A 25993-nucleotide genomic window follows, 5' to 3' on the forward strand; every position below is an offset into this window, starting at 1 on the left:
GTTCATCTGCGCCCAACACCAGAAAAACCCGGCTATCTTCACTCGCGACCCGAACCACCTCACGCTGGGACTATACACCTAGCACGTCATGCTGAGCCCCGCGAAGCATCTCTACCGCTTCGTTGAATGGTATCCGACGAAGCGGTAGAGATGCTTCGCGGGGCTCAGCATGACGTTCTTTTATCCACTGTTCACACTCCCAGCCAACGTCAGCACGCGAGATGTCTCGACTTCGCTCGACATGACGTTCTTATTACCCCACCTAGCCGCCCGAATAACCGCCCATGAAACCCGCCGCCAAGGAATTTCGCGTGCTCAACACCGTGACGGACTACACCCGCTTCTACGGGCTGCCCGCGCCGGCGCACCCCTTGCTCACCGTCATCGACCTGGCGCAGGCCCGCTGCCTGCCGGCGGTGACCACGCCGGTGGTGCAGCAGCTCTACACCGTGGCCCTGAAGCGCGGGCTGAAGGGCACCATCATCTACGGCCGGCAGTCCTACGACTTCCGCGAGGGGGTGCTGTTCTTCGTGGGGCCGGGCCAGGTTTTCGCCGCCGACCCCGACCTGGACGTTTCCGAGCTGGAGGGCTGGATGCTGGTGTTTCACCCCGACCTGCTGCTGAAGTACCCGCTGGGCCGCAAGCTGGCCGGCTACGGGTACTTTTCCTACCAGACCAACGAGGCGCTGCACCTCTCGGCCCGGGAAGAGGAGCTGCTCAACGGCCTGCTGCTGGGCATCCGGCGCGAGTACGAGCTGCCCATCGACGGCTTCAGCCAGGACGTGCTGGTGGCCCAGCTGGAAGTGCTGCTCAGCTACGCCAACCGCTTCTACCACCGGCAGTTTCTCACCCGCGGGGCCGCCCAGCACGATGTGCTCAGCCGCTTCGAGCAGCTGCTCACCGACTATTTCGCCCAAGAGGGGCCGCAGCCGCTGCCCACCGTGCAGCACTTCGCCGACGCGCTGCACCTGTCGCCGGCCTACCTGAGCGACCTGCTGCGCAGCCTCACCGGCCAGACCACCCAGCAGCACCTGCACCACGCCCTCATCGATAAAGCCAAGCGCCTGCTGCTGAGCACCTCGCTGTCGGTCAACGAAACTGCCTTTCAGCTCGGCTTCGAGTACCCGCAGTACTTCAGCCGGCTGTTCAAGAGCAAAACCGGGCTGACGCCGGCCGCGTTTCGGTTTTCGGCCCAGTAGCCCGTCGGCAAGTGCGGTTTTATCCGCATTTTGGCGCCTCTGTCCCCCCGCCTTATGCGCGTTTTTATTCATCAGGACGCCGACGGCCACTGGTCGAACCCCAACAGCTTCGTGGCCCTCGACGGCTTCCGCCACATGGGCTGGGAAATCGTGCCCTTCCGCCAAACCGCCGAGCTGGAAGCCGTAACCCTGCCCGACCGGGAGCCCGCCGACGTGGTGGTGGGCCCCATCGGCGCGGTGCAGGCGGCGCTGCGGCAGCTGGGCGTGGCGGTGCCGGCCGAGGCCAGCTACCCCGAGGCCCTGCGGCCGTTTCTGGGCCGCCGCCTCTGGCAGTCCACCCTCGATACCGTGGCCGCTTCGCCCGACCTGTGGCCGGTGTTCGTCAAGCCCGTGCACGCGCTCAAGCAGTTTACCGGCGTGCTGGTGCGCAGCCCCCGCGACCTGGTGGGCTGCGGCACCCAGGGCCAGGACACCGCCGTGTGGTGCGCCGAGCCGGTGCGCTTCGTGGCCGAGTGGCGCTGCTTCGTGCGCTACGGCCGCATCCTCGACCTGCGCCTCTACCGCGGCGACTGGGCCGCCGCCCCCAGCCGGCAAGTGGTGGAGCTGGCCGTGGCCGCCTACGCCGCCGCGCCCCACGGCTACGCCCTGGACTTCGGCCTGACCGACAGCGGCGCCACGCTCATCGTGGAGGCCAACGAGGGCTACGCCATCGGCGCCTACGGCCTGGCCCCGGTGCCCTACGCCAAGCTGCTCGCCGCCCGCTGGGCCCAGCTCACCGGCACCAAGGACTATTGCGCCTTTTGACCGGGGCCAGCCGCCCCGCGCCGCGCCCTCAAAAGCTGCGTTCGTAGCTGATGGCCGGCAGAATGGGAAACAGGCTGAGCTGGTAGAGCTTTTTCTGCCCGGGCGTAAAATAGCTGTCCTCGGAGCCCCCGCTGTAATAGATGTAGTAGGGGTTGTGGCGGCTGTAGGCGTTGTAGGCGCCCACCCGCCAGATACGCTCCCCGTGCTTCACGAACTTGGTAAACGTAGCGCCCAGGTCCAGCCGGTGGTAGGCCCGCATCCGGAAGCTGTTCTTGCTGCCGTACAGCTCGGCCGAGGGAAAGAGGTAACGGTCCGCCGCCCGGCCGGCCAGGCGCCCGTAGCTCTGGTCGATGACGTTGTAGTGGGCCTGGGCCAGGGTCAGCGCGTTGCCCGTGCCGTACACCCAGGTGGCCGAGAGAGAGACGCCGGGGCGCAGCGCGTAGAGCAGGACCACCGAAGCGTCGTGCCGCCGGTCGTACTTGTAGGGGTACCAGTTGCCGGCGTTGAGTTGGGCAAACTGCCGCTCGTTGCGGCTGAGCGTATACCCGACCCAACCCGTGAGACGCCCGGTCTTGCGCTGCACTAGGGCCTCCACGCCCTGCACGCGGCCCCGGCCCCCGGTTACCACTTTGTCCTGCCAATCCTGCGAGCTGTTGTAGAACGTGGCGCCCTCCCGAAACTCGATCAGGTTGCGCAGGGTCTTGTGGAAGGCTTCCAGGCTGAGTTCCCACGCCCCGCCCGGCAGCGTGTGGGCCAGCCCCACGGCCACTTGCCGGGCCCGCTGCGGCGCTATCCGGGCCGTGGCCGGCACCCACAGGTCGGTCGGCAGGCCCGCGCCGTTGTTGGAGAGCAGGTGCAGGTACTGCCGCATGCTCGCGTACGAGGCCTTGAGGGCCGTTCGCTCGCCCACCAAGTAAGTCGTCAGCAGGCGCGGCTCCAGGCCCCCGTGGGCGCGGCCGTCCACCCAATAGCGCACGGCGCGCAGGCCGGCGTTGGCCGAGAGGCGCGGCGTGAGGCGCATCTCGTCTTCGGCGTACACGGCCGTTTCCCACGCCCCGATTCGCCGCGAGCCGAAGGTGGTGTCCTGCGCCTGGGTTGGGGTGCGGCTGGTGAAGTAGTTGCTGCCGGGCATAAACGAGTGGCGGATACCGGTGACGCCAAAGCGAATCTGGTGCGCCGGGCGCGGGTAGTACTCGAAGTCGGCCTTGGCCAGTAGGTCGCGCACGCCGGAAGTGAAGCTGGCGCGGCTGTCCTCGGCCTGCCCGCCCGCCGCCGAGCGGTCCTCCAGGCGGAAGGTCTGCCCGTTGTTGTAGTTAAAGCGCGTGGCCGCCACGGTGGTGGTGCCGAACAGCTGACGGGCCAGCTGCCGGTTCCAGCGCAGCGACCCCAGCGCGTTGCCGTAGCGCAGGTTGCTGGCGTTCTGGTAGCGCAGCTCGCCCTGCGGCCCCTGAATCGTCTGCGGCTTCTGGCGCACGAACAGCCGGTCGCCGCCCAGGTACAGCGCCACCAGCAGCTGGTCTTTCGGTGTGAGCTGATGACTCACCTTCGCGCTGGCGTCGTAGAAAGAGTAGCCCACCACGCTGTTGCCCTCGGAGGAGCGCTTGCTGGCCAGGCGCGAGAACAGGTCGAGGTTGCCGCGGCGGCCCGAGACGAGGAAGGTGGTCTTCCCGTTTTTCAGCGGGCCTTCCAGGGAGAAGTGCGTCGCCAGCACCCCCAGCCCGGCGTTGCCGCTGAGCTTTTGCCGGTTGCCTTCCTTCAGGCGCACGTCGAGCACCGAGGACAGGCGCCCCCCGTAGCGGGCCGGGAAGCCGCCCTTGATCAGGCGCACGTCGCTGACGGCGTTGGCATCGAAGACCGACAAAAAGCCGCCGACGTGACTGACGTAGTAGAGGGGCACGTCGTCGAGCAGGGTCAGGTTCTGATCGGGGGAGCCGCCGCGCACGTACAGGGCCCCGCTGCCCTCGCGGCCGGCCTGCACGCCGGGCATGAGCTGGAAGGCCCGCAGCACGTCGGCCTCGCCCAGCAGGGCCGGCAGCTGCTTGAGCTGCGCCACCGGAATCTGCAGCGTGCTCATCTCCACCCGCCGCTCCAGCGGGGCATCGGCGGCCCCGCGGATGCGCACCTCGGCCAGCTCCGTGTTCGGCGCCAGGGCAAAGGAATACGCGGCAGATTGGCGGGCGGGCAGCACGGCCACCCGCCGCGCATAGCCCAGGTAGCTGGCCGCTAGGCGAATGGTGTCCTGCGCCGGGAGCGTGAGCGAGTAGAAGCCCGCTGCGTTGGTGGTCGTGCCCGCCGTCCCGCCCACCACGTACACGGCCGCGCCCAGCAGCTTTTCGCCCGTGCGGGCATCCTGCACCGTGCCGGTGAAGGTGACGCGGGCGGGGCTCTGGCCGCGGGCCAGGGGCGTACTCAGCAGCAATAGTCCGGCGGCCAGGGCAGGCGCCAGCGGCCCGCGAAAGGAGGCGTACGACATAAACCCTAACGCAACGGTACCACGCGGTCTTCCTGGGCGTGGCCCACCACCACGCCGTAGCCCGGCTCCACGTTGGAGTACATGCGGGTCGGGTCGCCCAGGAACAGGAGCTGCGCCAGGTTGCCGTTGGGGCCGTGCGTGCCCTGGTTGTAGAGGTGCCGCGTCCAGCTTTTGCGGTACTGGTAATAGGCCCGGCTCACCGTGCGCAGCACCACGCGGACGCTGCCCAGGACGCGGGGCGGCACGGGCTGGCCGTTAACGGTGCCGCCGCTGCCGTAACCCTGGGCCTTGAAGGTCGCACGTAACTCGAAGGCTTGCCCGTTGAAAAGCTGGTCGGAGAAAACCAGCGTGGCCGGCATGAATTCCGCGTCGCCTTCCGCCGCCAGCGCCGCGTTGCCGCGCACGTCCAGTTCGTAGTCCTGGCTGCGGATAACGCGCGAGGGCGTTGCTTGCTCCTGGTAGGCCACTAGCTCGTAGTAGTTGCGGGTGGCGGCCGGGTCGTCGAAGCGCACCACGAGGGTGCCCAGCGGCTCGTTGTTGCGGTCGGTGCCGGTCGGGAACGAGTACCACGCCTCCCGGATGGGCACCCGCACCGGCAGCGTGTCGGTGGCCTGGGCAGTGGGGTAGCCCGGCGCCTGCACCCGCACCGTGTAGACGCCGCCGTCGGCCGGCCGGCGGACCGACGCGTACAGGCCCCGGCCCTGGTTGCGCAGCACCTCGGCCGGCTGGCCCGGCGCGAGCAGCCGGACCTCGGCAGCGGCCAACGCGCGCGCGGACGTATCCACGGCGCTGGCCACCCGGCTGACCTGCACCCGCACCACGCTGTCGGGCGTCAGGATGCTGTTTACCACCAGTACTTTGGGCGGGGCCGGCAGATCGGCGCTGATCTGATCGACGCAGCCGCTCAGGCCGAAGCCCAGCAGCAGGTATCGTTTCGGTAGCATCAAGCGGTTAATTAGGAGTTGACACGCTAATGGCCGCCTAAACGCTGCCGGGCGGCAAAAAGTACGGGCGAGGGGCCCGGCTCTACACTTGTTTATAATCTGCCACGGAACCCAAAAGAAAAATTTCCGCGTTATAAGGAAAAATTTCCCTAAGTTTCGACCGCCAATTCAACCGCCCGCTATGGCCACTGCCAGCCTCAAACCCAAAGACCCGACGGCCCTGCCCGTGGCCCTGCGCAAGAAATGGGCGGCCTGGGGCCGCACCGGCAAGGACTCCTTCGCCCTGGTGCTGGAAGCCCGCAAGGGCGTGCCCGCGGCCACGGCCTTCGAGGTGGCCCAGGCCTACCAGCTGCAGCCCAACGAGCTGGAGGCCATCTACGAGCTGTCGACCAAGACGCTGCGCAGCTACTCCCAGGAAAACCGCCCCCTGAGCGCCGCCAGCAGCGAGAAGACGCTCAAGATTATTGCCCTCTACAACCTCGGCGTGGAAGTTTTTGGCGAAGCGGCGGCCTTTCTGCGCTGGCTCGACAAGCCCGCCCACGGCCTCGACCAGGAGGTGCCCCTGCGCCTGCTCGAAACCTCCGGCGGCATCGACCTGGTGGCCGAGGAGCTGCAGCGCATTGCCCACGGCGACCTGTCCTAGCCCGTGCTGCTCTACCGCATCTGCCTGGCCAAGTACGCCGATGGCCTCTTCGCCTCGGGCTACCGGGCGCGCTGGAACTACAAGGACCAGTTCGTCATCTACTGCGCCAGTAGCCGCGCCCTGGCCTGCCTCGAAAACGTGGTCCACCGCAGCGGGGAGGGCCTCAACGAGCAGTTCCGCGTGCTCGTCATCGAAGTGCCCGACGACCTGCTGGTGGAAGAGGTGCTGCTGACCGAGCTGCCGCCCGACTGGGCCAAGGCCAGCCGCTACGCCCTGTGCCAGCCCCGGGGCAGCCAGTGGTACGAAGCCCGCCAGTCGGCCGTGCTGCGCGTGCCCTCGTCCATCGTGCCCCAGGAAAGCAACTATCTGCTCCACAGCCGCCACCCCGATTTCCCGCGCATCCGCATCGTGGCGCGGGAGCCGTTTAGCTTCGATGCCCGCATAAAGGCCTCCGACGCGGGGGCGGCGTAATGGCCGGCCACGTCGTCCGCGCCCTGGCATGGATGGCGCGCCAGGGCCCCGGCAAGCACGAAAACGCCCTTCCGGCCGCGCGGCCGGAAGGGCGTTTTGAGTAGCGGCTGGAATAGCGGGGGCGGGGTGCCCTACGCGGTGAGCGTGGCGCGGTGGGCGATGATACCGTCGCGCGCGGCCGTCAGGATATCCACCTGGCCCTGCACCTGTACCGCGTCGAGGCTGGCTTGAAACCGGGCGTTGCCGGTGCTGGCGCGGTTGTCGCGCACGATTTTCTTGCGCTGGGCCTGCAGCAGCTCCACCTTGTCGTCGGCGTCCAGCTGCTCCTGGGCGCTGAGGCCGGCTAGGCCCGCCTCGCCCTGTGCCCGGAGAATTTCGGCGTCTTTGCGGGCCAGGGCCGCCGCGCCGGCTTCCTGGCTGCGGGTGGCCCGGTCATCGGCCAGATCCAGGCCGTTGTCGCGGTAGCTGAAGGTTTTCAGCTCGTAGTTCACGTCTTTCAGGGCGGCGTCGCAGTCGGCCCAGGTGGTAAGCAAAGCGTAATCGGGAGTCATGGTAGAGAAGAGAAATAAAGGTGAAAAAGAACAGCACACTACTGCGTCGAATATAAAAAAGCCGCTTTCACATTTCCAAGCCCGTTGGCGGCAAGGCTACGGCCAGCGCCGCCGCCTCGGCCTGCAGCCCGGCGGCCTGGGCGCGCAGCCGGTGGTAGCGCGTGACTTCTTCGACGGACAAGGGCCGGGCGCGGTGCCGCAGCCAGCCCCGCAGCCAGCGGGCGTGGTCCTGGGCGCGGGTGGGGTCGTCGGGGTCGGCGGCCTGGGCCAGGGCGGCGGCCAGCGCCTGCCCGGCCGGGGTATCGGGCAGGGCGGCGCCGGGCTCGGGCGGGAGCAGGGCGGGCAAGGCCTCAGCCCAGCGGGCGGCCACGCGGGCGCGGCTGGCCAGCCCTTCGGCCTCGCGCAGCAGCCGGGCGGCGCGGTGCAGGCACGCGCGCCGCCGGAAGTCCAGGTCGGCCGCATCGGGCGCGGGCGTAGCGGGCGGCAGCGGGGCCTCGGGGTCGGGCGCGGCGGCCACCACTTCGGGCGGGGGCAGCTGGTGCAGCAGCGGCCCCAGCGCTACGCTGACGGGGTGGCTGAGGCCCCGCTGCCCGGTTTCGGTGGTGTGCAGCAAGGGTTGGCTGACGCCCAAGTAGAGGGCCAAATCGGGCTGGGCCAGGCCAAACCAGGCCCGGACCCGACCCAGCAACGAAGAGTTCGGGGCAATGCGACGCGGCATCGGGATGTTATACTATTTCGGAAAATCTAAAATAGTATAACATCCACGGCCAGCAAGCATGTTATACTATTTCAGAAAATCTAAAATAGTATAACATCGTAGGGCGCCAGTCAGCGGGCACCACCCGCCGCAGCGGGGCCAGCGAAACCGCTGCGCATCTTGCCCGCTATGCCCCCGCGCCGCTACACCCTTCGCTTACTGCTGCTCCTGGCAGCCGGGCTGTTGTCCGGCCACTTGGCGCAGGCCCAGGTCCACGAGCTACCGACGCGGTTCTACCTGCTGCCCCGCACCCAGCACCGCTACGACTCCGCGAACCGGCAACGGGTGACGCGCCGCTGCTGGCTGCTGCGCTACACGGAGCGCCGCTACGCCGTCGCGGACAACGGCACCTGGTACCTGGACGAGAAAGACCGGGCCTCCTGGTTTTTCGGCCGCGTCACCCGGCAGGTGCGCTACCGTCAGGATAAGACCAAAAGGCGAGTGTACCGCTACCGCCGCAACTTCTTGGATGAGCAGCTTCGGCCTATCAGTGAGGTCGGCAAAGAACACCTTGTCGCAGCGCGGTACTACCAGAAGGATGGTAAAGAGCGGATGGTAATACGGTACCGGGCCCAGTACTATAAACTAAAGCAGCGGCAAGCAGACGGGAAAATGCCTGGGTTTCATCGGTTGAGCTACCGGACCACTGTCCACTAAAGATGCTGGTTGACCAAGGGCCGAAAGCCCCCCGCCGCCCCGCGTGACGGGGGCGGCTGCGGGGCGGGGGCGGCTGCGGGGCGGGTGTTACGGCGCCTATCGGGGCAGCCGTACCCGCTGATACGCGGCCACCATTGCCGCTAGGTCGAAGTCCGGCAGCAGCGTGGGCATGGCCTGTGCAAAGCGGCGGGCCGTGCCGTCGTAGGGCGTGTAGGGGGCCTCCGGGGCCAGCGCAGCCAGTTCGAGCAGCACGTGCTGCCAGTGGAAGAAGCCCAGCGAGTAGGGCAGCAGCTGGTAGTAGCCCTGCACGTCCAGGCCCAGCGGGTAGGGCTCTTCCCCGAACTCGTAGTAGTAGAGCTGCGGGTCGGCGCGCTCGTCGTGGTAGAGGCCCACGCAGGTGTCGGGGGCAAACAAATCCACGGGCTTGAAGCAGCGCCGGCGCGGGTCTTCGTCAGGCGTGCCGTGGTAGACCGTTCCTGCCCAGTCACCGCCGTAGATTTTGGTCAGCGGCAGCAGGTTGATGGCGCCGTTGTACGACGGCTGTCCATTCGTTTGCCACGTTAGGTTAAAACCATTGCAGCGCCGCCCATAGTCCAACATGACTGCTGGAATCCAATCCGCATGCGGGATTCTTGCTAAGTCCCTTTTTGTGAGGTCAGAAAAACCTGGGATAGATGTTACTTGAGCAACCGCTTCGATAGGTTGTGCAATAAGACGAGCTGTGTCGAAATAAGAATACGGGGTCATGCAGGAGGCAGCAAGGGTAGACGAACCTTGCAATTTACAAACGGCTTCTATACCCCATTTCCCCCATTCCGCGTTGAAAGCAGCCTGCCGGCCGCAACCCGCGGGCATTTTTCCCTACTTTTGACCAGACCCGCTCCCGCCTGGGCGCGGCTTCCCCCGCAACGCACCGCCAATGAAGTTACTGCCCCGCCTGGCGCTGGCGGCCTCGCTCAGCGCCGCGACGCCCCTGGCCCTGCAAGCCCAGCACACCCAGAAATTCACCAACGAGGAACGCTACTACTTCGAAGGCCTCGACCTGTTCGACCGCGGCCAGTACGGCGCCGCCCAGCAGTCCTTCCAGCAGTACCTCGAGGCGACCATCCGCCGCACCGGCGAGCTGCGCGACCGAACCGCCGACGCGGAATACTACGTGGCCGTCAGCGGCCTCTACCTGTTTCACCCCGACGCGGAAGGGCGCATCCTGGCCTTCGCCGAAAACAACCCGGCCCACCCCAAAGCCGCCGCGGCCTACTTCGAGCTGGGCAAGTTTTACTTCGACAAGAAGGACTACAAGGCGGCGGTGAGCTACCTGAGCAAGGTGGCCCCGGATAATCTCACGGCCGAGCAGCGCGCCGAGGCCGAGTTCAAGCAGGGCTACGCGCACTTCCAGCTCAAGGAATACGACAAGGCCCGCCTGCTCTTCGACCGCAACAAGCAGGGCAACCACGAATTTCGCTACGCCAGCAGCTACTACGCGGGCTACCTGGCCTACCGCGCCGGCGACTTCAAGGCCGCCCGCACCGACCTGGCCACCGCCGAGCAGAACGACGCCTACCGCCCCGTGGTGCCGGCCATCATGAGCCAGATCTACTACAAGGAGGGCAACTACGACGGGCTGATCAGCTACGGCACCAAGGCCCTGGCCCAGACCCCGCCGCCGCAGTCGGCCGACGAGATTCAGCTGCTGGTGGGCGACGCCTTTTACCAGAAGCAGGACTGGGCCAAAGCCGCCGAGTACTTCGACAAATACGCCGCCGGCCGCAAGAAAATCGAGCCGATGGTGCAGTACAAAATCGGCTACGCCAACTTCAAGCAGGGCGACTTCAAGGGCGCCGCGGCGGCCCTGAAGGGCATTGCCGCCGGGCGCGACTCCCTGGGCCAGAACGCGGCCTACCACCTCGGTCTGAGCTACCTGCAGACGGGCTCCAAGCAGCTCGCGCTGAACTCGTTCGATGCGGCCCGCAAGGCCACCTTCGACAAGCAGGTGGCCGAAAACGCGGCCCTGAAGTACGCGCAGGTCAGCTACGAGCTGGGCAACACCCCCGACGCCATTACGGCCCTGGAGGAGTTCGGCAAGAAGTACCCGCGCTCCAAAAACCGCGCAACCGCCAACGAGCTGCTGGCCGACGCCTACCTGACCACGACCGACTACGCCCGCGCCCTGGCCTACCTGGACAACGTGGATGAGCGCACCAGCAAGCTCAACGCCTCCTACCAGCGCATTGCCTACTACCAGGCTGCCACGCTCTACAACAACGGGCAGTACCAGCAGGCTCTGCCGGTGCTGGAGAAAAGCCTGAAGTACTCCCAGGACGACGCCATTCGGGCCGGGGCCGAGGTGCTGCGCGGCGACGTGTACAGCATCGGGCAGGAGTTTCCCAAGGCCATCAGCAGCTACACCGCCGCCCTGCGCACCGCCCGCGACGGGGCCGCCGCCGACACCGACTACGACCAGAAGGCCCGCTACGGCCTCGGCTACGCCTACTACAACACCAAAAAGTACGACCAGGCCCGGCCCTACTTCCAGCAGTACCTCGGCGACCCGGTGGCCAAGCCCGCCAGCGACCCGAACTACTACGACGTGACCCTGCGCCTCGCGGACACCTACTACATCAGCAAAAACTACGCGCAGGCGCTGGAGCTCTACAACAAGGTCATTCAGGCCAACGCGGCCGACAAGGACTTTGCCTACTACCAGAAAAGCCTCACGCTAAGCCTCATGGGCCGCCGCGACGAGGCCGCCCAGACCCTGCAGACGCTGCTGCGCGTGTCGCCCAACTCGCGCTACGCCGAGGACGCGGTATACCAGCAGGCCAACCTGGACTACGAAAGCGGCAACTTCCAGCCGGCCGTCGAAGGCTTCTCGAAGCTCATCGACAACCGGCCCAACTCCACGCTGATTCCCTCGGCGCTGGTGAAGCGCGGCACCTCGTACCAGAACCTGCAGCAGTACGACAAAGCCGCCGCCGACTTCAAGCAGGTGCTCCAGCAGTTTCCGCGCACCAAGGCCGCGGCCAACGCCATTGCCGGCCTGCAGGAAAGCCTCTCCTCGGGCGGCAAGGCCGAGGAATTCGACCAGTACCTGGCCCAGTACAAAGCCACCAACCCCGACGACAAGTCGGTGGAAAGCGTGGAGTTTGAGGCGGCCAAGTCGCTGTACACGGCTGAGAAGTACGCCCAGGCCGTGCCCCGCCTGGAGGCCTACCTGAAGCAGTACACCAGCAGCACGCTCGCGGCCGACGCCCGCTTCTTCCTGGCCGACTCCTACCTGAAAACCGGCCGCAAGCAGGACGCGCTGCCCCGCCTGCGCGCCGTGGTCGACGAAAACAAGAGCGAGTACGTGAACCGGGCCGTGGCCCGCGTGGCCGACCTGGAGTTCGAAAACAAGAACTACGCCGAGGCCGCCAAGTACTACGACCGGCTGCGCCAGAGCACCCGCGTGGCCCGCGAGCGGGCCACGGCCGGCCTGGGCTTGGTGCGCAGCTACTACGAAGCCGCCAACTACCCGGAAGCCAAGCGCGTGGCCGCGGAAATCGTGACCGAGGGCAGCGCCGCGCCCACCATCATCAGCGCCGCCAAGCTCTACGTGGGCAAGGCCGACTACAAAGCCGGCAACCTCGACGCGGCCGTGGCCGGCCTGACCGAATCGGCCCGCACGGTGGACGTGAACGGGGCCGAGGCCCAGTACCTGCTGGCCGACGTGCTCTACCAGCAGAAAAAGTACGAGCCCGCCCTCGACGCGGCCTTCAAGCTCAACTCCGACTTCAACCAGTTTGACCTCTGGCTGGGCCGCGCCTTCCTGCTCATCGCCGACATCTACCGCGACCAGGGCGAAGCCTTCCAGGCCAAGGCCACGCTGAACTCCATCATCGACAACAAATTCCCGGTGCCCGAAATCATCGAGGAAGCCAAGCGTAAGCTCGCCGCCCTCGACGCCGCCACCCCGGCCCCGACGACCCCGGCCACCGGCAAGGGCAAAACCACCAGCACCCCGACCAAGCCCGGCACCACCAAAGCCCCGGTGAAAACGCCGGCCGGCAAGACCGGCGCCCGCCAGTCGCTGGTGCCGCCCGCCGACACCACCAACACCGATACGGCCGCGCCAGCGCCGGCCGATGAGGAATAGGAGTGAGGTGCTTTTGGAATTTATAGTCAACTGAAAAAGAATGCGCTGCGGCCCCGGGGCTCCAGCAACGCCCGAAGGCCGTAGCGCATCCATCATACCCCCGTACATGAGCGTTAGCCCTTCCCAACGCCTTGCCCTGACCGCCCTGCTGGCCACCGCCGCCGGCGCCACATTGGCCCAGGGGCAGCCCACCAAGCCCCGCACCCGAGGCACCATCGAGGACGCCGAAATCGAAGTGGTGAAGGAGCGGGAAAACCAGCTGCCCGAAGCCGCCCGCAACTACGACAAGGTGGAGCTGCCCGCCCCGACCAAGGCCGACCGGGTGGTGAAATACACCTTCCCCGACTTCCGCCTGCCCAGCCAGAACCTCAACCCCACGGTGCGGGTGCTCACCATCAAGCAGGAGGAGCTGGCCCCGCTGCAGGGCAACTACGCCCGCCTCGGCGTGGGCAACTACGCCTCGCTCTTCGGCGAAGCCCATGCCCACACCACCCGCAACGAGGACCACGCCCTGGGCCTGGATCTGCGCCACCTGTCCTCGGCCCGCGGGCCCGTCGACGGCAAGAACTCCGCCGTGAGCCAGAGCCGGCTGGGGCTGAACGGGGAGCTGTACCGCGGCGCCGTGACGCTGGGCGCCAACGTGAAGCTGGGCCGCGACCGGGCCAACTTCTACGGCTACAACCCCACGACTGAGCCCAAACCCTCGCCGGACTCCATCAAGCAGACCTTTTTCCGCACCGACGCGCAGGTGTTCGTACGCAACCGCGACCGGGACGCCAAGTTTCAGTACGACCTGGCCGGCGGCTACCGCTACTGGAAAGACCGGTTCGAAGCCAAGGAATCGGACCTGTACGCCCAGCTGCGCACGGCCTACTACGTGACCGAAAAAGGCCGCGTGCGCCTCGACGGGGACCTGTCGTTCATTTCGCAGAAAGACTCGGCCTTCTCGGTGAGCCGCCCCTTCGTGCAGGCCACGGCCCAGTACGAGCAGCGCATCGGCGACCGGCTCGACGTGGGCATCGGCGCCACCCTGGGCTACACCGGCGACACCATCAACGACGCCAAGCAGGTCACGGTGTTTCCGGCCATCCGGGTGGGCTACGCCGTGGTGCAGGACAAGTTCGTGCTCTTCGGCGGCCTCGGCGGCGGGCTGCAGCGCGTCACGCTCTACGACCTGAGCCAGGAAAACGCCTGGCTGGGCAAGCGTCAGCAGGTGGCCGACACCCGCCGCGGCCCCTCGGTGTTCTTCGGCTTCAACGCTGCCCCGGCCCGCGCCCTGCAGGCCTCGGTGAAGGTGACCCTGGCCAACGACTACAACCTGTACTTCTACAACAACTCCCGGCGCGACTCCTCGCGCTTCGACCTCGTCTACAACCGCGACGGGAGCACCCAGCTGGTGAACGTGCACGGCGAGCTGATTTACAACGCGGCCGAGAAGCTGCGTATCGGCACCAAAGTGGACTACAACGGCTACAAGGTGAAGACCCTGGCCAAGCCCTTTCACCGGCCCAACTTCCAGGGCGTGTTCTTCGGTTCGTACAACATGAACGAGAAGCTCATGCTCGGCGGCGAGCTGTACGTGCTCAATTCGAGCTACGGCTCGACGCTGCGCCGCAGCTCCCTGCTGCCGCTTACCTACACCGAAACCGTGCAGAAAACCGACGCCGTCATCGACCTGAACCTGCGGGCTGATTACCGCTTTTCGGAAAATCTCTCGTTCTTTGTTTTGGGCAACAACCTGCTGGGCCGCAAGTACGAGCGTTTTCTGAACTACCCGTCCAAGGGCGTCAACGTACTCGTGGGAGCCGGCTACCAGTTTTAAGGTGAACTGGTGAGATGGTGAAATGGTGAGTTTGATGTTCACGCATCAGCCACTGTTTCACCATCTTGCCACTCACCACTTCACCACTTCACCATCTCACTGCTTTGCAGCTTACCGACCACATCCAGCACCTGCTCCGGGACCATGACTGCGTCATCATTCCGGACTTCGGCGGCCTGATTGCGGACTACGAGCCGGCCCGCCTGCACCCGGTGCGCCACACCCTGGCCCCGCCGGCCAAGCGCGTGGCCTTCAACCAGGCCCTGACCCGCAACGACGGCCTGCTGGTCGACACGGTGAGCCGCCGCCTGAGCCTAACGCCCGGCATGGCCCGCCAGCAGGTGCGCGACGCGGTGCAGCGCATGCAGCAGGAGCTGGACGAGCAGCAGCGCACCGAGCTGCCCGGCATCGGCATCTTCCGCCAGGCCCCCGGCCGCGGCCTCGACTTTGAATACACCGGGCACCAGAACCTGCTGCCCGCCAGCTTCGGCCTGCCCGAGCTGACCTCGCGCCCCGTGCGCGCCACCGATGCGCTGCTGGCCCGCGAGCGGGTACACCAGGCTCCGCTGCCCGTGCTGGCTCCGGCCCGCCGTAAAGCCCTGCGCCGGGTGCTCAACGGAGTGTTGGGGGCCAGCATCGTCGGGCTGGTGCTGGCGGCCAACCTGCAGTTTGCCCAGCAGATGGGCTATTGGCCGAAGGAATGGTGGCCCAATGGCGCCGCCGGCATGGCCAGCACCCCGCAGGTACGTCCGCAGGTGGCCAACCTGGCCGCCCAGCCCTGGACGGAAACCGCCGTGCCCGACGGTACGCCGGAGGATGCGCCGGAAATCAGCAAGCCCGCCGTGGCCGCGCCGGCTCCCAAGGTCGCCTCAGCGAAAGCCGCTGCAACCCCGGCCGCCACGACGGCGTCCGTTGCCGCAGCTACCAAAGCCGCGGTAGAAGGCCGCAAGGCGGCCCAGCCGGTGGCGAAGCCGGCCGCCGTGGCCGCGGGGCGCAACACCGTCTCGGGCGTGTCGAACCGCTGGTACGTGGTGAAGGCCACGTTCAACTCCCTGGCCGGGGCCCAGCAGGTGCAGCACAACTACGCCGGCAAAGGCGTGGCCGCCAAAATCCTGCTGCCGCGCTGGGGCCACCGCGGCGTCGTCAATACCAAGAAGTACCGCGTCACCGTTGCTGATTTCGCTGACAAGAAATCGGCCACCCAAAGCCTGCCCGCACTGAAGAAGCAGTTCGGCAACGAAATTCTGGTTTACCCTTACTAAGCATGCTCGCAACCCTGCTGCTGCAGACCGCTGTAGTCACCGCCGACTCTACCGCCACCGCCGCCGCTGCCACGGCCGCCGTCCAGCCCTCCTCCATTTCGGTCATCGACCTGATCCTGAAGGGGGGCTGGATCATGTTACCGATTTTCGCCCTCTCGCTGGTGTCGTTCTACATCATCATTGAGCGCTACATCACCATCCGCAAGGCCGCCGCGCTGCCCGACGGGTTCATGAACCAGATTCGGAACCTGATGGTGAAGGGCGACCTGCAGGGCGCCAAGATGCTCTCGGCCCAGACGGCCTCGCCGCTGGCGCGCATGATCGAGAAGGGCATCCGCCGCATCGGCCAGCCGCTCAAGGACATCGAAACCAGCGTGGAAAACGTGGGCAAAGTGGAAATTGCCCGCCTCGAAAAGAACATCAGCATCCTCGGCATCATCGCCGGCATTGCGCCGATGCTCGGTTTCGTGGGTACCATCGTCGGCGTAATCAACATCTTCTACGCCATTGCCTCGACCGGCGACTTCGGCATCGCCCAGATTTCGGGCGGTCTGTACACGAAGATGGTCACCTCGGCCGCCGGCCTGATCGTGGGCATGATTGCCCACATCGGCTACCACTGGCTCAGCATCATGGTGGAGCGCCTGGTGTTCCGCATGGAAAACTCGGCCATCGAGTTCATGGACATTCTTCAAGACAATTAGCGTTAATGTGGTTGAATGTGCGGAATGTGGTAAATGTGCCTGTTCTGATTTAAGCAGGTTCATTTCTCACATTCTGCACATTCCCACATTTTCTACATTAGAAAATGGACCTCAGCCGCCGTCGTAAGCTTTCTTCGCACGTCGAGACCAGCTCGATGAACGACATCATGTTCTTTTTGATGCTGTTCTTCCTGATCGTGTCGACCATGGTGAACCCCAACGTCATCAAGCTCATGCTGCCCAACGCCCGCTCGGGCAAGCAGGCCATGAAGCAGCCCATTACCATCTCGGTGGACGCCAACGGGCAGTACTTCATCGACCGGCAGCCGGTAACGGCCACCGAGCTGGAAGCCGACCTAGGGCGCCGCGTGCAGGGGCTGGAAAGCCCCACCGCCGTGCTGCGCGTCGACAAGTCGCTGAACGTGCAGAAACTGGTCGACATCCTGGAAATCGGCAACCGGCTCAAGATCAAAATGGTCATGGCCACCGCGGCCGAATCGGGCAAATAGCCCGGCCGCCGCAGCAACCTGGCCCGACCCTTGCCCAACCCTGGCCCCGGTGCGCTGAACCCCAGCCGCACCGGGGCGCGTTGTTTAAGTCGGAGCGAGTAGGGGAAGAAGGAGCCGCCAGCAGCCGCTGTCAACCCCACCTTCCCTCGCTGACTCCCAAACTCCTTAACTCATCACCTCCGAAACTCCCGCTGTCATGGCTGAATTTCGTCACGAGCACCGCCGCGAAGCCCTGATTGGCACCATTGCGTTTCACGCGCTGCTGGCGCTGCTGTTCCTTTTCATCGTCTTCAAAAACCCGCCCGACAGCATTGCCGAAATGGGCGACGGGGGCGGCGTGGAGCTGAACTACGGCATGGACCAGGTCGGCGACGGCGACGTGCAGACCTCGGCCCAGGCCAACGCGTCGCCGAACCGCGAGGACTCCAAGCCGCCGGCCCAGCAGCCCGACCCCGAGCCCCAGCAGGCCAGCACCCCCACGCCGCCCACGCCCGCCGAGGACGTGCAGGAAAAGGTGGTGACCAGCGAGGCGGAGGAAAACGACGTGAAAATTCCACCGGTGGACAAGCCCACCCCGCGCCCCCGCGAGGAGCCGGTGCGCGAGCCGGTGAAGGAACCCGAACCCGAGCGGCCCAAGGTGAATCAGCGCGCCATCTTCACCCCGCGCGGCGCCACGGCCAACACCGGCGGCAACGGCGTGAACGGCACGAGTGACGCGCCCGCCGGCAACAACAACGGCGACAACCCCGGCACCGTGGGCGACAAAGGCGACCCGCGCGGCACCTACACTGGCAAAGCCTACTCCGGTGACCCCGGCAGCGGCGGCGGCTCGGGCGGCGGCGACGGCGACGGGTTCGTGGGCGGCGGCTGGGCCTTCGCCGCGACGCCCAAGCCCGAGCCCGTCGACAACCAGAACGGCTACCTGCGCTTCAAGATCAAAATCAACTCCGACGGCGAAATCGAGTCGGTGGAGAAGGTGGGCGGCAACATGTCGGCCGAGCAGGTACGCGTGTGCCGTAGCCTGATTCAGGAGCGGTTTGGAGTACGCAAGCTCAAGGCCGAGGCCGGCCCCGCCACGGGCTTCTTCACCTTCCGCTTCAAGGTAGAATAGCCGCACCTCGCCGCGCTTATCTGGCAAAAGCTGACGCCGCTGGTCGGAATTCTCCGGCCGGCGGCGTTTTTTTGCACCCTGATTTCCCCGCCCGCCATGACTTACCAGGAAACGCTCGACTTTCTCTACGGCCAGCTGCCGATGTTTCAGCGGGTGGGCGCCGCCGGCTTCAAGGACGGACTGGTGGGCGTGCAGAAGCTGGTGGCAGCCATGGGCCACCCGGAACACAAGTTTCGCAGCGTGCACGTGGCCGGCACCAACGGCAAGGGCAGCAGCTCGCACCTGCTGGCCGCCATCCTGCAAGCGGCGGGCTACCGCACCGGGCTCTACACCTCGCCCCACCTGCGCGAATTCACCGAACGCATCCGGCTGAACGGCCGGGAGCTGACGCCCGAATACCTGGTGGCCTGGGTGGCGCGGTGGCGCGGGCTGTTTGAGGAGGTGCAGCCGTCCTTTTTCGAAATGTGCGTGGCCCTGTGCTACGACTACTTCGCCGCCGAGCGGGTGGACGTGGCCGTCATCGAAGTGGGCCTGGGCGGGCGGCTGGATTCCACCAACATCATCACCCCGCTCATCTCGCTCATCACCAACATCAGCTACGACCACCAGGCCATCCTGGGCGACACGCTGCCGCGGATTGCGGCCGAAAAAGCGGGCATCATCAAGCCCGGCGTGCCCGCCGTGGTCAGCCAGACGCAGCCCGAGGTGCAGGCCGTGTTCGAGCAAACCGCCGCCGAGCGCGCCGCCCCGCTGCTCTTCGCCGATACCCGCTACCGCGCCGAGCTGCTGCGCGATGAGCCGGCCGCGGCCAGCCAGCAACTGCGCCTCTGGCGCGACGAGCAGGTGTGGCTGGACGAGGTGGAACTGGCCCTGGTGGGCGACTACCAGCGGCTGAACCTGCCCGGCGTGCTGGCCACCGTGGACGAGCTGCGCCGCCAGGGTTTCCAGATTACTGACGAGCACATCCGCCAGGGCCTGCGCCAGGTGCGCGAGCTGACCGGGCTGCGGGGCCGCTGGCAGATCATCGGCCGCCAGCCGCTCACCATCTGCGACACGGGCCACAACGAAGCCGGCATCCGCCTGGTGGTGCAGCAGCTCGGCCGGTTGCACTACCAGCGCCTGCACGTGGTGCTCGGCATGGTGGCTGACAAGGACCTGGGCAAGGTGCTGGCCCTGCTGCCCACCGAGGCCACCTATTATTTTTGCGCCGCCAACATTCCGCGGGCGCTGCCGGCGGCTGAGCTGGCGGCCCAGGCGGAGGCCCAGGGCCTGCGCGGCCCGGTGTGCGGCTCGGTGGCGAATGCGCTGGCCGCAGCGCGGCGGCAGGCCGGACCTCAGGACGTCATCTTCATTGGTGGCAGCACCTTCGTGGTAGCCGAAGTGCCCGACCTGTACGAAGCAGAACCCGGGCCCGAAACCGCGGCCTAGCAGTGGGCGGCGGTAGGGCCGAGGCCCGCAGCAACAACGGCCGTCAAGCCGCGCCGGTCCGTCACAGGGGAAGGCTGCAAAGCAGGGTCAAGCGCCCCCCCAAAAAACTCACCACTTCACCATTTCACCAGTTCACCTCTAGATGGGTCGAATCAAACTCCGGCGCTTCGCCGAAAATGCCCAGCGGGCCGACATCGTCGAGCCGGGCAAGGACACCTTCGGGGCGCTGCGCGGCCGCTGGCAGGCCGATTTCTTCAAGAACGATAACCCCATCACTCTGGAAATCGGCTGCGGTAAGGGCGAGTACACCGTGGGCATGGCCGAGCGCTACCCCGAGCGCAACTTCCTGGGCCTCGACATCAAGGGGGAGCGGATGTACCGCGGCAGCAAGCTGGCCGAGGAAAAGGGCCTGACGAACGTGGGCTTCCTGCGCATGCAGGCCGAAAAGCTGCTGGAGCACTTCAGCCCCGGCGAGCTGGACGAAATCTGGATTACCTTCCCCGACCCGCGCCCCAGCCTGGGCGACACCAAGCGCCGCCTCACGGCCCCGCGCTTCCAGGAGCTGTACCGCCAGCTGCTGCGCCCCGGCGGGCTGGTGCACCTCAAAACCGACTCCGACCTGCTCTTCGACTACACCCTGGAGCTGCTGCAGGAGCAGCCGGCCCCAAACCTGGTCTTCACCAAAGACCTCTACCAGACCACCGGCCTGCTGCCGCACGCGTACGACATCCAGACCACTTACGAGCGGCGGTACCGCGCGCTGGGCGTGCCCATCAAGTATCTGCACTTTTCGTTTGAATAGGCAACAGGTGATAAGTAACACGTGACAGGCTGGCCGTGCTGACCTGTCACGTGTCACCTGTTACTTGTCACCTCATCACCCAGAAATCCTGTCACGTGTTACCCGTCACCTGTTACCCATGAAGCAACCGCCTATCGTTACGCTGCCGCTGTTTGCCGAGCTGGACCGGCTGCTGCTCGACTTTCTGCGCACGCTCACGCCCGAGGAATGGGAGCGGCAGACGCTGGCCCCGCGCTGGCGGGTGATGGACGTGGCCCTGCACCTGCTCGACGGCAACCTGCGCACCCTCTCCATGCTGCGCGACGGGCACTTCGGCGTGGCGCCCACCGGCGACATGGGCACCCATACCGGCCTGGTGGAGTTTCTCAACCAGCTCAACGCCGACTGGATTACGGCCACCCGCCGCCTGAGTCCGCAGGTGGTCGTGTGGCTGCTGGAGCTGACCGGCCGCGAGTACAGCGCGTTTCTGCCGACCCTCGACCCCTGGGCGCCGGCCGCTTTTGCCGTGGCCTGGGCCGGAGAGGCCGAGTCGGCGAACTGGTTTCACGTAGCGCGGGAGTACACCGAAAAGTGGCACCACCAGCAGCAGATCCGCCAGGCCGTGGGCCGCGGCGAAGACGCCCTGCTGGCCCCGACTCTGTACGAGCCCTACCTGCAAACCTCCATGCGCGCCCTCCCGCACCACTACCGCACGGTGCTGGCGCCCGAAGGCACCCAGCTGCGCGTGCGCTTGAGCGGCCCGGCGACCGGGGAGTGGCAGCTGGTGCGCACCGCCGACCACTGGGAGCTGACGCCCGAGCGCCCCACGCCCGACGCCACCGTCACCATCGACGGCGCTGTGGCCTGGCGGCTCTTCAGCAATGAGTTGGACCCCACCGACGCCGCCCGCCACGTGCACACCGAGGGCGAGCAGTGGCTGGGCGAGAAAATCATGGACTTAGTGGCCGTGATGGTGTAATGCCGATGAGTAGATGAGCGGCTGAGTAGATAGGGGGGACATTCTATCCACTCATCTACTCAGCCGCTCATCTACTCATCTGATTCAATCCACTTCCAGCTCCTCGAACACGGTTTCCATTTCGCTGAAGTCGCGCACGCCGGGGCGGATTTCGTCGCCGCCTTCCAGCACCAGGCCGCGGGGCTGCACCGCGTCGAGCAGCTGCCGCACCGTGCCGGGGGCAAAGCCGGGCGCCAGCCAGATGGGGTAGGTGCGGGCCTGCTCGGTGAGGCGTGTCAGCTGGGCCTCGGTGAGGGGCTGCGGGGGCAATTCGGCAAACACGAAGCCGGCCACGTGCGGGGCCAGCAGCTGGAAGCGGCGGTCCACGTCTTCGGGCAGCATGTCGGGCACCCAGCCCACCAGCAGCCAGGCGGGCAGGGCCAGCTCGTCCATTTCTTCCACCGAACGGAGCCCGTGCAGCAGGACCGCGTGCAGGCCGCACTGCCGGGCCAGGGCGTTGATCTGCTCGGCCGGCATAGTCCCAAACTCGCCGATCAGCTCCACGCCGGCCACCCAGCCACTCAGCTCCTGCACCAGCTCGGGCGTGACGGCGCCCGGCAGGGCCGGGTCGAGGCGAAACGTGAGGAAGTCGGCCCCCATGCCGGCGCAGTAGCGTGCGTCGGAGAGGTTGTTGATGCCGCGAACCAGGACGGAAGTCAGAAGAGCCAAGGCGGTGAAATCGTGAAATGGTGAAATGGTGAGTTGATGTTCGGGCATCCTGGCAGCGTGAACGACACTCACCATTTCACCATCTCACCATCTCACCGCCGCGAAGGTAGGAAACCCGGAGCGGGCTTCCGGTGTTACCTTTGCCATTCGGCCGGGAACTTTGACCTCCCGGGCGCTACTCTATGACCGTAGAAACTACCCCCGGCGCCGGCTCGAAAGGCCGCGTCCTCGTCGCGATGAGCGGCGGCATTGATTCGTCCGTAGCGGCCGTGATACTCCACGAGCAGGGCTACGAAGTGGTCGGGATGACCATGAAAACCTGGGACTACGCCTCGGCCGGCGGCTCCAAGAAAGAAACCGGCTGCTGCTCGCTCGATAGCATCAACGACGCGCGCGACGTGGCCGTGCAGCTGGGCTTCCCGCACTTCATCATCGACATTCGCAACGAGTTCGGCGGCCACGTCATCGATGATTTCGTGGAAGGCTACCTGGCCGGCCGCACGCCCAACCCCTGCGTACTCTGCAATACCCACATCAAGTGGGACGCGCTGCTGCGCCGCGCCGACCAGCTCGGCTGCCAGTACATTGCCACCGGCCACTACGCCCAGGTGCGCGAGGAAAACGGCCGCTACGTCATCACCAAAGGCCTCGACGAGGGCAAAGACCAGTCGTACGCCCTCTGGGGCGTGTCGCAGGAAAGCCTGGCGCGCACCATCTTCCCGCTGGGCAAGCTGCGCAAGGCCGAAATCCGCCAGATGGCCACCGACCGCGGCTTCATGGAGCTGGTGAACAAGCCCGAGAGCTACGAAATCTGCTTTATCCCCGACAACGACTACCGCGGCTTCCTCAAGCGGCGCGTCGAGGGCCTGGAGGAGCGCGTGGCCGGCGGCAAGTTCGTCCTGACCGACGGCACGGTGGTGGGCGGCCACGAGGGTTACCCGTTCTACACCATCGGGCAGCGCAAGGGCCTGGGCGTGGCCCTGGGTTTCCCGGCCTACGTGGTCGAAATCCGCCCCGAGGCCAACGAAGTGGTGCTCGGCAACTTCGACGAGCTGGCCCGCACCGCCACGGTGGTCGGCCGCCTCAACCACGGCAAGTTCGCCTCGCTGGAAGGACGCGGGCTGGTGCCGGCCATTACCAAGGTGCGCTACAATCATTCGGGCGCCGCGTCGTTCCTGGAGGAAAAGGACGGAAAAATGTACGTTTACTTCCCCGAGCCCGTACACGCCATTGCCCCGGGCCAGGCCGCCGTATTCTACGACGGGCTGGACGTGCTGGGCGGCGGCTGGATCGAGCGCAGCCCCGCCGGGCTCAGCGTGCCGACCCTGCCCGTGGTCGGCCGCGCCGGGGTATCCGCCTAAGCCATCCACTTTATTGTCGTTATGAAGCGTCTGTTATTTCCCGTAGCGGCCGGCCTGCTGCTCAGCCTGGGCCTCGTCGGGGCTTGCAAAAACACCAGCGAAGCGCCCACCGCCTCGGGCCGCGACTATTACCCGCTGAAAGTGGGCACCGAGCGCGTGTACGACGTGGTGGACCGCAGCTACACCAACAACCGCCCGACCGAAACCCGCTCGCAGGTGCGCGAGCAGCTGACCGAGTCCTACCAGGATGCCACCGGCGCGCTGACCTACAAGCTGGTGCGCTCCTCGCGGGCCTTGGCCACGGATGCCTGGCGCGTCGACAGCGTGCAGACGCTGACGGTGAATGCCCAGAACCTGCTGCTGACCCGCAGCAACTGGCGTACGGTGGAGCTGATTTTCCCGGTGCGCGATGGGGCCGAGTGGAACAAGAACGCCTTCAACGACCGCGACACACTCGTGGCCGTTAACCGCCGCTACGAGGCCGTGGGCGCCAGCGTCGTGGCCGGTGCGCGCAGCTACGACAACACCCTGACCACCTACGACGACGACCCGAACCGCAACAACCTCTACCAGGAGTTCAACTCGCGGCAGGTGTTTGCCAAGGGCATCGGGCCGGTGCTGCGCGAGTCGCGGGCCCTGAACTACTGCCAGGGTACGGGCGGCGTCACCTGCCAAGTCGGAACCAACTACATCGTTTCGGGCAAGACCCACACCGAAACGCTGGCGCAGTAAGTCCGGCGGCTTCAACCCAAACAAGTAACGCCCGCTGGCGCAAGCCGGCGGGCGTTTTTGTGCCCACCAAGCTGTCAAAGCGGTCCGTTGGGGCTCCTCGGCTAATTCAGTATCTTGCCTGTCCCATTTTCCTTCGTGTTCATGCGTCTTTTTTCTTTGGGACTCGCGCTGGCGGCCCTCGCGCTGGCCGCGCCGGCGGCGCAGGCCCAAACCGTGCAGCGGCACCTGGTGTATTTCCGTGACAAAACCGGCACGCCCTACTCGGTGGCGCAGCCGCAGGCCTTTCTGTCGGCGCGGGCGGTGCAGCGCCGCACCCGGCAGGGCATTGCCGTGCTCCCGCGCGACCTGCCGGTGACGCCCGCCTACGCCACGCAGGTGCGCAACACCGCCGGCGTACGCCTGCTCTACACCTCGCGCTGGTTCAACGCCGCCGTGGTGGAATGCAACGCCACGGCGCTGGCCCAGCTGCAAACGCTGCCCTTCGTGCGCACGGCCACCACCCTTAACCGCAATGCGGCCGCCTCGTTGCCGGTCCGTAACCCCGTGCGGCAACAGGCCCCCGCCGCCGCGCCGCGCACCACCGCCGTGCCCGCTGACTACGGCCTGGCGTATGGCCAGGCCCAGATGATCGGGGCCGTGGCCATGCACAACGCCGGCTACCGGGGCGAGGGCATGCAGATTGCCGTGTTCGACGCGGGCTTTCCGGGCGTGGACCAGATGGCGGCCTTTGCCTCGCTGCGGCAGGATGGACGTCTGCTGAGTACTTTCGACTTCGTCGACAAGGACCGTGGCGTGTACGAGAAGAACGACCACGGCACGCTCACGCTTTCGACGCTGGCGGCCAACCAGGCGGGCTACTTCATCGGCACGGCGCCCAAGGCCAGCTACCACCTCTGCATCACCGAGGACATCAGCTCCGAACACCCGGTGGAAGAGGCCAACTGGCTGATTGCGGCCGAATACGCCGATTCGCTCGGCGTCGACGTCATCAGCTCCTCGCTGGGCTACACCACGTTCGATCCGCCCTCCACCGACCACACCTACGCCGAACTGAACGGGCGCACCACCATTGCCAGCCGCGCCGCCAACCTGGCCGCCCGCGTGGGCATTCTGGTGCTGAACTCGGCTGGCAACGACGGCAACAACAGCTGGCAGTACATCGGCGCCCCCGCCGACGCCGACTCGGTGCTGACCGTGGGCGCGGTGGATACGCTGCTGGTGCGCGGCAGCTTCAGCTCCATCGGCCCCTCGGCCGACGGGCGCATCAAGCCCGACCTCGCGGCCCGGGGCGTGCGCGCCACCGGCCTCTCGCCCGGCAACGGCATTCTGCAGGGCAACGGCACATCCTACGCCTGTCCCATCCTGGCGGGCATGGCGGCCGGTTTCTGGCAGGCCAACCCCACGCTCACGGCCCAGCAGGTGCGGCAGTACCTGCGCAGCAGCGGCACCCAAGCTACCAACCCCGACAACTTCGTCGGCTACGGCGTGCCCCACTTCGTGCGGGCCTACAACCTGGCCAACCCCGGCGCCCCGCTGGCCGCCGGTGCCCCCCGCAACCCCGCCGACGAGCTGGGCGTGTTTCCCAATCCCGCCGGCTCGGAGCTGACGTTGCAGCTGCCCGGGGCCTTCCGCCGCCAGGCCCTGCGCGTGAGCATCCGCGACAGCCGCGGGGCGCTGGTGCACGAGCGGCGCTTGGCCGCGACGGGCCGCGAGCAGGCCCCGCTGCAGCTGCCCACCCTCAGCCCCGGCGCCTACACCTGCACGGTGGAGGCCGGCGGCGAGACGCGCACGGTGCGCTTTGTGCGGCAGTAAACCGGTTTCAGCAGCTCCTGGCGGACTGTTTGTTTTCGAGCCCTCTCGCTGGTCAAGTCAGCGGGAGGGCTTTTTAGTTAAGCTAATTGCTAATTATTTTGGATTGCTAAAAATATTGGTTATCTTTAAATCGTATTGCAGAACCATTCAAGC

The 25993-nt window shown here is 66.4% G+C and carries 23 protein-coding genes; 17 read left to right on the forward strand and 6 right to left on the reverse strand.

What is annotated here, in order from left to right; translation table 11 throughout:
* The first annotated feature begins 284 nt into the window (after positions 1-284).
* Both FDY95_RS13755 and FDY95_RS13760 read left to right on the forward strand, forming a co-directional pair.
* Positions 285-1199 carry a helix-turn-helix domain-containing protein gene (locus tag FDY95_RS13755; RefSeq protein ID WP_138078428.1) on the forward strand — a complete coding sequence of 305 codons (915 nt, stop codon included), beginning with the start codon at positions 285-287 and terminating at the stop codon, positions 1197-1199.
* Between the two features lie 54 nt (positions 1200-1253).
* Positions 1254-2003 (forward strand): ATP-grasp domain-containing protein, encoded by a 750-nt coding sequence (locus tag FDY95_RS13760; protein ID WP_138078430.1) that lies wholly within the window; start codon positions 1254-1256, stop codon positions 2001-2003.
* Positions 2004-2031: 28 nt separating this feature from the next.
* Here the strand turns inward: FDY95_RS13760 and FDY95_RS13765 are convergent, their stop codons facing one another.
* Positions 2032-4476, reverse strand: coding sequence for a TonB-dependent receptor (locus FDY95_RS13765; protein WP_138078432.1), 2445 nt, complete (start codon positions 4474-4476; stop codon positions 2032-2034).
* Between the two features lie 5 nt (positions 4477-4481).
* Entirely contained in the window at positions 4482-5420 is a 939-nt protein-coding gene (locus FDY95_RS13770) for a DUF4249 domain-containing protein (RefSeq protein WP_138078434.1), read from the reverse strand.
* Between the two features lie 181 nt (positions 5421-5601).
* Between FDY95_RS13770 and parS the strand changes: the two genes are divergently transcribed.
* Both parS and FDY95_RS13780 read left to right on the forward strand, forming a co-directional pair.
* Entirely contained in the window at positions 5602-6063 is a 462-nt protein-coding gene (parS, locus tag FDY95_RS13775) for a type II RES/Xre toxin-antitoxin system antitoxin (protein WP_138078436.1), read from the forward strand.
* Positions 6064-6066: 3 nt separating this feature from the next.
* Positions 6067-6534 (forward strand): RES family NAD+ phosphorylase, encoded by a 468-nt coding sequence (locus FDY95_RS13780; RefSeq protein ID WP_138078438.1) that lies wholly within the window; start codon positions 6067-6069, stop codon positions 6532-6534.
* 131 nt (positions 6535-6665) lie between these two features.
* Here FDY95_RS13780 and FDY95_RS13785 read toward each other — a convergent pair whose 3' ends face one another.
* Both FDY95_RS13785 and FDY95_RS13790 read right to left on the reverse strand, forming a co-directional pair.
* Positions 6666-7085 carry a hypothetical protein gene (locus FDY95_RS13785; protein WP_138078440.1) on the reverse strand — a complete coding sequence of 140 codons (420 nt, stop codon included), beginning with the start codon at positions 7083-7085 and terminating at the stop codon, positions 6666-6668.
* Between the two features lie 67 nt (positions 7086-7152).
* Positions 7153-7803, reverse strand: a complete 651-nt coding sequence (locus FDY95_RS13790; RefSeq protein WP_138078442.1) for a hypothetical protein — start codon at positions 7801-7803, stop codon at positions 7153-7155.
* A gap of 168 nt (positions 7804-7971) precedes the next feature.
* Here FDY95_RS13790 and FDY95_RS13795 point away from each other — a divergent pair, with 168 nt between their 5' ends.
* Positions 7972-8499 carry a hypothetical protein gene (locus FDY95_RS13795; RefSeq protein ID WP_138078444.1) on the forward strand — a complete coding sequence of 176 codons (528 nt, stop codon included), beginning with the start codon at positions 7972-7974 and terminating at the stop codon, positions 8497-8499.
* A 96-nt stretch (positions 8500-8595) separates the two neighbouring features.
* Here the strand turns inward: FDY95_RS13795 and FDY95_RS13800 are convergent, their stop codons facing one another.
* Complete coding sequence (locus FDY95_RS13800) at positions 8596-9099, reverse strand: hypothetical protein (protein WP_138078446.1); 504 nt, start codon at positions 9097-9099, stop codon at positions 8596-8598.
* A 319-nt stretch (positions 9100-9418) separates the two neighbouring features.
* On the opposite strand from FDY95_RS13800, the gene FDY95_RS13805 reads away from it, so the two are divergent.
* The 9 genes from FDY95_RS13805 to FDY95_RS13845 all read left to right on the forward strand — a co-directional run bounded on the left by FDY95_RS13805 (position 9419) and on the right by FDY95_RS13845 (position 21227).
* Positions 9419-12631, forward strand: coding sequence for a tetratricopeptide repeat protein (locus tag FDY95_RS13805; protein WP_138078448.1), 3213 nt, complete (start codon positions 9419-9421; stop codon positions 12629-12631).
* Positions 12632-12737: 106 nt separating this feature from the next.
* Entirely contained in the window at positions 12738-14453 is a 1716-nt protein-coding gene (locus FDY95_RS13810; RefSeq protein ID WP_138078450.1) for a TonB-dependent receptor, read from the forward strand.
* Between the two features lie 104 nt (positions 14454-14557).
* Positions 14558-15715: an HU domain-containing protein gene (locus FDY95_RS13815; protein ID WP_138078452.1), complete on the forward strand. Its 1158-nt coding sequence runs from the start codon at positions 14558-14560 to the stop codon at positions 15713-15715.
* Positions 15716-15717: 2 nt separating this feature from the next.
* Positions 15718-16419, forward strand: a complete 702-nt coding sequence (locus FDY95_RS13820) for a MotA/TolQ/ExbB proton channel family protein (RefSeq protein ID WP_138078454.1) — start codon at positions 15718-15720, stop codon at positions 16417-16419.
* A 104-nt stretch (positions 16420-16523) separates the two neighbouring features.
* Positions 16524-16928 (forward strand): ExbD/TolR family protein, encoded by a 405-nt coding sequence (locus tag FDY95_RS13825; protein WP_111476790.1) that lies wholly within the window; start codon positions 16524-16526, stop codon positions 16926-16928.
* Between the two features lie 196 nt (positions 16929-17124).
* The gene (locus tag FDY95_RS13830; RefSeq protein WP_138078456.1) at positions 17125-18039 is read left to right on the forward strand and encodes a hypothetical protein; all 915 of its coding nucleotides are present in this window, start codon (positions 17125-17127) and stop codon (positions 18037-18039) included.
* Between the two features lie 96 nt (positions 18040-18135).
* Positions 18136-19467 carry a bifunctional folylpolyglutamate synthase/dihydrofolate synthase gene (locus FDY95_RS13835; RefSeq protein WP_138078458.1) on the forward strand — a complete coding sequence of 444 codons (1332 nt, stop codon included), beginning with the start codon at positions 18136-18138 and terminating at the stop codon, positions 19465-19467.
* Between the two features lie 142 nt (positions 19468-19609).
* Positions 19610-20269 carry a tRNA (guanosine(46)-N7)-methyltransferase TrmB gene (gene trmB / locus FDY95_RS13840; RefSeq protein WP_138078460.1) on the forward strand — a complete coding sequence of 220 codons (660 nt, stop codon included), beginning with the start codon at positions 19610-19612 and terminating at the stop codon, positions 20267-20269.
* Positions 20270-20387: 118 nt separating this feature from the next.
* Positions 20388-21227: a maleylpyruvate isomerase N-terminal domain-containing protein gene (locus FDY95_RS13845; protein ID WP_138078462.1), complete on the forward strand. Its 840-nt coding sequence runs from the start codon at positions 20388-20390 to the stop codon at positions 21225-21227.
* Between the two features lie 84 nt (positions 21228-21311).
* On the opposite strand, the gene trpF is transcribed toward FDY95_RS13845, so the two are convergent.
* Complete coding sequence (trpF, locus tag FDY95_RS13850; protein WP_171025680.1) at positions 21312-21935, reverse strand: phosphoribosylanthranilate isomerase; 624 nt, start codon at positions 21933-21935, stop codon at positions 21312-21314.
* Between the two features lie 182 nt (positions 21936-22117).
* Between trpF and mnmA the strand changes: the two genes are divergently transcribed.
* From mnmA to FDY95_RS13865, 3 genes are all read left to right on the forward strand, one after another.
* Positions 22118-23296, forward strand: coding sequence for a tRNA 2-thiouridine(34) synthase MnmA (gene mnmA / locus FDY95_RS13855; protein ID WP_138078466.1), 1179 nt, complete (start codon positions 22118-22120; stop codon positions 23294-23296).
* Between the two features lie 21 nt (positions 23297-23317).
* The gene (locus FDY95_RS13860; protein ID WP_138078467.1) at positions 23318-24028 is read left to right on the forward strand and encodes a hypothetical protein; all 711 of its coding nucleotides are present in this window, start codon (positions 23318-23320) and stop codon (positions 24026-24028) included.
* Between the two features lie 141 nt (positions 24029-24169).
* Positions 24170-25840 (forward strand): S8 family serine peptidase, encoded by a 1671-nt coding sequence (locus tag FDY95_RS13865; RefSeq protein WP_138078469.1) that lies wholly within the window; start codon positions 24170-24172, stop codon positions 25838-25840.
* Positions 25841-25993 lie beyond the last annotated feature (153 nt).

It is taken from the genome of Hymenobacter jeollabukensis, from assembly GCF_005771675.1.
GTDB lineage: Bacteria > Bacteroidota > Bacteroidia > Cytophagales > Hymenobacteraceae > Solirubrum > Solirubrum jeollabukense.